We start from the raw sequence: 552 nt of genomic DNA, 5'->3' as shown, positions 1-552 counted from the left end.
GGTCCAGCTCGGCCTCGGGCACCAGCAGGTCGAGGGTCGCGGCGGCGCTGTCGATGACGATCGGGTCGCCGTCGCGCACCAGCGCGATCGGCCCGCCGTGGTACGCCTCGGGGGCCACGTGCCCGATCACCCGCCCGTGCGAGACCCCGCTGAAGCGGCCGTCGGTCACGAGTGCCACCGAGGTGCCGAGGCCCCTGCCGACCAGGGGGCCGGTGATCGAGAGCATCTCGCGCATGCCCGGCCCGCCCGCCGGGCCCTCGTAGCGGACCACGATGACGTCGCCGGGCACGATGAGATCCGCCTCGATCGCGGCGATGCACGCGTCTTCGGAGTCGAAGACCTTGGCCGGGCCTTGGTGGCGGAAGTCGTCCTTGCCGCCCAGTTTGAGTACGCATCCGTCGGGGGCGAGTGAGCCGCGCAGGATAGCCAGGGCGCCGCGGGGTTTGAACGGGTGTCGTGCGCTGGCCACGACGGTCTGGCCGGGTGTTTCCTGGGCTTGGGCGGCGACGTCGGCGAGGGTGCGGCCGTCGATGAGGGTGGCGTTCTCGCGGA

1 pseudogene is annotated in these 552 nt (G+C 72.6%); it reads right to left on the bottom strand.

Annotation, left to right across the window (positions count from 1 at the left end):
* A pseudogene (locus E1292_RS50615) lies at positions 1-552 on the bottom strand (dihydroxy-acid dehydratase); the annotation flags it as partial.

This window comes from Nonomuraea deserti, assembly GCF_004348685.1.
Lineage (GTDB): Bacteria > Actinomycetota > Actinomycetes > Streptosporangiales > Streptosporangiaceae > Nonomuraea > Nonomuraea deserti.
Note: the sequence above shows the minus strand (reverse complement) of the source record. Positions and strands in the feature narration are given on the sequence as shown.